Raw genomic sequence first — 6,223 nt, forward strand, 5'->3', positions numbered from 1 at the left:
TTGAATACGGATAAAGATATCAAATTGGTGCCAACTTTCATGAGATTACGTTCGAAACCTGATGCTGATCAACCTTCATCCGTGCGCCAGAAACGGTGTAAGGATGACTGCCAACACGGTTCGATTGTGATCATGGCTGCAATTTGCTTGTCCATCATGGTCATCTTGTTGTCGTCAATTGACATTGGTTATTTGTTTTATATGAAGCGTGATCTGCAAAAAGTGGCTGATCTGGCGGCGCTGGCCGGGGCTCAGCAGCTCGTTACAATGGGCAATCCCACCACATGCGTGCCGCTGGTGGTGCAGGCGGCGATTGGTAACGCGCAGGCCAACGGTTTCTCGAATGCTCCCCCGAATGCAATGGCAAATGCAATTAACCCGATTTGCGGCGTATGGAATCCGGCTGCCAATCCGGCCCCCGATTATTTTTCTGTTCCCGCGCCCGCGGCGGGAACGTCTCTGAACGCAGTGAAGGTCATAGTGTCGCAGACTGTGCCGGTATTCTTTGGTTTGGGAGGGCGTGCTCTCAGTGCTGAGGCGATTGCATCTGGCAGCAGTCCTATTGCAGCGTTCTCTATCGGGACAGGATTGCTCTCTCTATGCACCGCTAACGGATCGTTGACAGCGCTCTTGGTCAACGGTCTTCTAGGAAGTAATATTTGCTTGTCTCTAGCCTCGTATAATGGACTGCTTGGAGCGCAGGTTTCATTGCTGCAGGTGCTTACCAATATGGGTCTGACTGTCGGCAGCATTGATCAAGTAATAAATGCCAAGGTATCGCTGGGGCAACTTGTCAGTGCGAGCATACAGGCTCTGTCAGCTACGTCGCCGACAAACCTTGATATTGCCGCTATCAATAAAGACCTCGTGAAGTTGACTTCTGGACCATTGAGCGCGATTCAGTTCAAAATTGGCGATATTTTGAAACTGAATCCAGCTGACGGAGTAGCGGCGTTGAGCACTCAGATCAATGTCCTTGATTTATTGAATATAGGGACCCTTCAACTCGCAAACGGAAATAACCTGATTAATCTTGGCGCCAATGTAGACCTCGGTCCGTTGGGACAAGTCGGGCTGCAATTAAGAGTGATTGAACCGCCACAGATGGCTGTCGGCTCCCCAAAAAGCGCAGTGGCGAAGTCGGCCCAGGTTCGGCTGGCGCTCAACGTGAACGCGTTGCTGGGCTTGGTTAATCTTCCTCTTTTCATTGACGTTGCTCCAGGCATTGCCCAGCTCGACAGCGTGCAATGCAGTGCACCGCAAAGCGCGAAATTCAATGTGACAACAGGGGTAGCACAAGTTTGTCTGGCAAAGGGGCAGAATGCCATGAGTCAGCCAGGGTCGTGTCCTGATATAACTGACCCCACAAATCAGGTGACGGTATTTCCCTTGGTGACTCTCGGCATCAACACATTGCCGACAACTCAATCTCAAACAGTGCCGTTGTATCCGCCGCCACTTCCGGGCGTTTCTCCAAGCGGCCCTAGCAGCCAGACCGTTGGTTCTTCCTTAAGCACGACCTTGGGAGGAATTATCACATCAAAAAGTTTTTCTTTTGGAGGAATCCTAAGCCTTCTGAACCCATTGTTGATGACTTTGGGCGCTGTGTTAAACCCGGTGTTGGCAGCTGTTGGCGGCGTACTCGATACGTTGTTTTCAGCATTGGGAATCGGCGTTGGTCAGAGCACGCTGAATTTGTCTTCCATCACCTGCGGCAACGTGAAGCTGGTCTATTGAGCTATATGATGAGAATACTGCGATGACAAAAAAACGGCGCACGCCAAATCGTCCAGCCTGTGCGATTTTGAGCGACGGAGACTGAAAAGAAATGACCATGCAAAACAAACCTTTGCAAGAAAGTCTCGACATATACGTATGGGAAGGCAATTCCGATATTGCCGACCGGATTTCGCAATGTCTGGCGAGTTTCGATATTGAAGTGATTCGTGCCGACGGCTTGCCGGTGACGCGTGATCAGGTGTCGTCGCGGCCGTCGCTGGCGGTGATTTCGGTGACGGTGATCGAGCAGGCCGAGTTCTCTGCCGACGCCTGGCAGAAATCGCATGGCATGCCGGTGATCTGGGTGGCCGAAGTCGGACGCACTGCCAATCCGCGCGTGTATCCGGTCGAATATTCGCACATCCTGATGCTCGATTTTACCTGTGCCGAATTGCGCAAGCTGGTGTTCCGCCTGGCTTCCGAGCTGCATGCCAGCGCTAGCGCGGATCGTGCGCCACAGCCACTGATTGCGCAGTCCGAACCCATGCAGATGCTGGTGGCCGAAGCTGAAGCCTTCGCCGATTGCGAATCCAGCGTGTTGATCATCGGTGAGACCGGGGTTGGCAAGGAACGCATCGCGCAGCTTTTGCATCAGCGGCATGGCCGTTATCGCCACGGGCCGTTTGTCGCCGTTAACTGCGGCGCCATTCCGGACGGTTTGTTCGAGTCGCTGTTTTTCGGACATGCCAAAGGCGCGTTCACCGGTGCCTTGCTGGCGCACAAAGGCTATTTCGAACAGGCCGATGGCGGCACCTTGTTCCTCGACGAGATCGGTGATTTGCCGTTGTACCAGCAAGTCAAACTATTACGCGTGCTGGAGCAAAGCACGGTTACCAGGCTTGGTTCGCAAACCGAGGTCAAGCTGGATTTCCGCCTGGTGGCGGCGACCAATCGCAATTTGCGCGAGCAGGTGCAGCAAGACATGTTTCGCGCCGACTTGTATTATCGGCTGGCAGTCATCGAGCTGCGCGTTCCTAATCTGGAAGAGCGCGGCAGAATCGACAAGATCGCGATTTTCAATACACTGCTGGCTCAAACCTACGATCAGATCCCGCAACCGCCGGACTGGCTGCTGGAACTGGTGGCAGAAGCGAAATTTGCGGGCAACGTGCGTGAACTGCGCAACGTGGCGGAGCGGGTTGGCATCATTTTTCGCCAGTTAGGCGTCTGGGATCGTGTCCGCATCGATCGCGTGTTCGACAAACTGGGCACCATGGAGCGGGTGAACGAGGGTGGCGATCTGACAGCGGTACGGAAAAAATGGGATCTGGCCGAACGCAGCAGGATTCTTTCCATGCTGGATGCCAACGGCTGGCGGCGCCAGGATACCGCGCATGCATTGGGCATTAGCCGTAAGGTGTTGTGGGAAAAAATGCGCAAATTCCAGATTGCGGACACCGAAGCTATCGGCGAGGCCGAATAATTGGACGTGATAGAGTGTTAAAATGGCAATAGAAATGGTTTAAGTAAAAACAGTGCCCAGCAACAACAGGATTGCAGATAAAATTGGCCACTAGCTGTAACTCATACCGACAAAACTAATGTTAGCGAAGGAATCAGGGGATGAAAGTGAATGTATGCAAAGCAGTCCGCGGTTTAGGACTCGGAATGCTTATTGCAGGCTTGTCGGTCAACGCACTGGCGCAATCGTCTACAGCAAGTCCCGCGCCGACAACAGTTTCAACTACTCCGGCCACAGTTGCAGCTAAGCCTGCGGTCAGTGCCAGCGCCAACAGCACCATCAGCGAGTTGCAGCAATTGATGCAGAGCCAGGGTGTGAGCGAATTGCGTACTACCTATAACGGTAACTACGGCGCTAGCCAGTTGTTCAAACCGGATACCCGTACTTATTATGTCGCATTGTTCCAACAAAAGAATTTCTGGCGCGTCGTAAAAACCATGTCGGAAACGCAGGCCGAGCAGGTCTACAAGAGTTTCGTCGGCCAGACCGAGAAACTGGCTGAAGTAGATATCCGCCGCATCAAGCTGGAAGCCGAGAAGCAATACACCGAGCAGCTGATTGCGGCTCAGGAAACCAGACTGAACGCCTTGCAAAACGATCTGGTGGTTCAGCAACAGCAAGAACAGAACGTCTCGGTCCAACAAGATCAGGCACGTCAGCAAGCGCAGCTGCTAAGCAGCAAGCAGCAAGCGGCACGCAGCGAGTTGCAGGGCTTGCAAAGCCGTATCCGTACACTGGAAGCACAGCAAACCGTACTGGATAGCGGCAATTTCGGTAGCGCCAAGACTAGCAAGAAATAACGCCGGCAACATCGGGCCAGGCAATCGGGTTTGGTGCTTAGGCAGAAAATACATCGGGATGCGTACTTCGACGCATCCCGATTTTTTTTGCGAACACCGATTTTTGACCAGGCGGGTATACGGCATTACGTCGCAGTCCCCGGAGTCTTGACTGGTGCGGGAAATTATCTGGACAATCCTGGGTACAAAAAAGGGAAGGGTACGGCGCGGTATTGCCGAAGGTAATAGCGGCTACTTCATTGCTGGTATTTATTCTTTGGTAGAAATGAAAAACGTTCCTATGCAGGAGTGTATTCATTTTGGTGCGAAAGCCGGAATCGAACCGGCACGCTGTCTCCAGCGCGGGATTTTTAGTTCTAAGTAATATTCTTTAAAATCAAATAATTAGCTTTGAAATCGTTCCGCAATTTTTAAACTTCAGCAGTCTGCAAAGTCAATGCGTCCGATGACGTCGGCGGCATTGAGTCTGCCGATTGCCGTCGTCTGGGTCGGGCTGCAATAGGCAGTGTCACCGGCAAGCAACAATATGCCTGCAGGAGTGAGGTCAAATCCATCGCCCTTGGCCGTATATATTTGTTGCATTTCGTCAATATTCATTTCATTATTGATGATAACGAGTTGCGTCACAGATTCTTCTGAATATGAACATGGATGGGAACCTATCAGGGCATCGTCCATTTATCGTCCACAACGCATCTGGAAGCCAACGCAGTCAGTCCATCAAGTAGCAACTGCGTGCGAAATAACTTGCTGTCGATGAGAAGCCAGCCGAACAAAATTACGCTGGCAATCATCAAGATTCACCCTGCTATCGTCAATTTCCAGAGTGTTTTCTCGTAGGGATCGGGGGCGGATTTGAATTTGCGTAGTTGCACCAGATGGCTATGGTCCTCGAGTCACAGCACGGTTGACTTCAAGTCTGTCAAACATCCTGCGGTGCTTGCTCGACCAATTACTCCACCAGCTACCTGTGATGTAGCGGCAATTCCTGAATCTTCGCCGCGAGATTGATCAGTTCCGATGCAGGCTTCTTCATACCTTTTGCGGCCACATCTTTGCCGCAGATGCCGGCTTCGCTGGTGCTGGCAGTCAGAAGTCAGAAGTTAGAAATTGAGAAAGGGCTGTCAGCAAAATTTGAGGAACATCACAATCTGACTTTTTGTCAGGAAATCGACAATGCTCTATGGGGTATCCGTCTATTGAATAATTTAAACACAATGGTTTAAGCAGTCGCTCTTGCGCTGGTGCCCGACATAGAAAATATGGCGGGATGAACAGAAATTGTTAAGAATTAAATTCAAAGGGGGAGATAGATCATGAATCGAATTTATAAAACTACCTGGAATGAACAAACCGGCACTTATGTAGCGGTTTCGGAAAATACTAAAGCACGCGGCAAGCGTAGTAGTCGTAAAGCTGCAGTGGGGCTGAGCGCCGCAGCATTTTCGTTGTTTTTCGCGTCAGGTTCAGCACAAGCCGCTAATAATCTTGTTAACGCTTGTACCGGGGTAAGCCTTCCTACATCGGTCGTTACCCAAATTCTAACGCCTTTGGTAAATCAGCTAAATAGCATTCCCATAATCGGCGGACTGATCAACCTCGGTGGCGTCACTTCAGGCAGCCCGATTTCCGTGAGTGCGTTAACCACCGGAGGTGCGGCAGTAGATACTACCCAGCCATGCATCTCTCAAAATAATGGCTTCTCAATGACGACGCCTGCAGGCATTGCCTTTGGCGGCAACATGATCACGGGTTTGGGTAACGGTTCGACTGCGAATGCGGGTGAGATAGATTCGATTGCTATTGGCAATAATGCGGCAACTGATGCAACGGCTTTAAAGTCAATTGCTATTGGCACCAATGCTTCTGTGGCAGCAAATGCCACGAATGCCGTGGCGTTGGGTAGCGGGGCAACGGCCAGTACGGCCAACAGCGTGGCGCTGGGAGCTGGCAGCACGACCAGTGCCGCAGTTGCTACGACGGGCACAACTATTGCCGGCAACAGTTATACCTTTGCTGGCGGCGCACCGGCGGGTGTGGTGAGCGTGGGTTCTGTGGGCAACGAACGCCAAATTCAGAATGTGGCGGCCGGTCGGGTGACGGCGACATCGACGGATGCGATCAACGGCAGTGAGTTGTTTGCGACGAATCAGGCGATCGGCAAATTGAACACAGGCGGAGC

6 protein-coding genes are annotated in these 6,223 nt (G+C 51.9%); 5 read left to right on the plus strand and 1 reads right to left on the minus strand.

Annotated features, from left to right (window positions below):
• The 4 genes from BM205_RS11530 to BM205_RS24000 all read left to right on the plus strand — a co-directional run bounded on the left by BM205_RS11530 (nucleotide 1) and on the right by BM205_RS24000 (nucleotide 4,405).
• Entirely contained in the window at nucleotides 1-1,737 is a 1,737-nt protein-coding gene (locus BM205_RS11530) for a pilus assembly protein TadG-related protein (protein WP_092414644.1), read from the plus strand.
• 97 nt (nucleotides 1,738-1,834) lie between these two features.
• Entirely contained in the window at nucleotides 1,835-3,202 is a 1,368-nt protein-coding gene (locus BM205_RS11535) for a sigma 54-interacting transcriptional regulator (RefSeq protein ID WP_092414703.1), read from the plus strand.
• 185 nt (nucleotides 3,203-3,387) lie between these two features.
• The gene (locus BM205_RS11540; RefSeq protein WP_254783854.1) at nucleotides 3,388-4,041 is read left to right on the plus strand and encodes a DUF2968 domain-containing protein; all 654 of its coding nucleotides are present in this window, start codon (nucleotides 3,388-3,390) and stop codon (nucleotides 4,039-4,041) included.
• A gap of 154 nt (nucleotides 4,042-4,195) precedes the next feature.
• The gene (locus tag BM205_RS24000) at nucleotides 4,196-4,405 is read left to right on the plus strand and encodes a hypothetical protein (RefSeq protein ID WP_139227244.1); all 210 of its coding nucleotides are present in this window, start codon (nucleotides 4,196-4,198) and stop codon (nucleotides 4,403-4,405) included.
• A 53-nt stretch (nucleotides 4,406-4,458) separates the two neighbouring features.
• Here BM205_RS24000 and BM205_RS11545 read toward each other — a convergent pair whose 3' ends face one another.
• Nucleotides 4,459-4,719, minus strand: a complete 261-nt coding sequence (locus BM205_RS11545) for a hypothetical protein (protein ID WP_139227246.1) — start codon at nucleotides 4,717-4,719, stop codon at nucleotides 4,459-4,461.
• A gap of 638 nt (nucleotides 4,720-5,357) precedes the next feature.
• Between BM205_RS11545 and BM205_RS24700 the strand changes: the two genes are divergently transcribed.
• The coding region (locus tag BM205_RS24700; RefSeq protein WP_305763954.1) for an ESPR-type extended signal peptide-containing protein at nucleotides 5,358-6,223 on the plus strand (866 nt) is incomplete at its 3' end.

This window comes from Collimonas sp. OK307, assembly GCF_900113705.1.
Classification (GTDB): domain Bacteria; phylum Pseudomonadota; class Gammaproteobacteria; order Burkholderiales; family Burkholderiaceae_D; genus Collimonas.

Coding starts and splice junctions, on each gene's coding strand:
- BM205_RS11535 (WP_092414703.1), top strand. CDS start 1,835: ATGCAAAACAAACCTTTGCAAGAAAGTCTCGACATATACGTATGGGAA.
- BM205_RS11540 (WP_254783854.1), top strand. CDS start 3,388: ATGCTTATTGCAGGCTTGTCGGTCAACGCACTGGCGCAATCGTCTACA.
- BM205_RS11545 (WP_139227246.1), bottom strand. CDS start 4,719: ATGGACGATGCCCTGATAGGTTCCCATCCATGTTCATATTCAGAAGAA.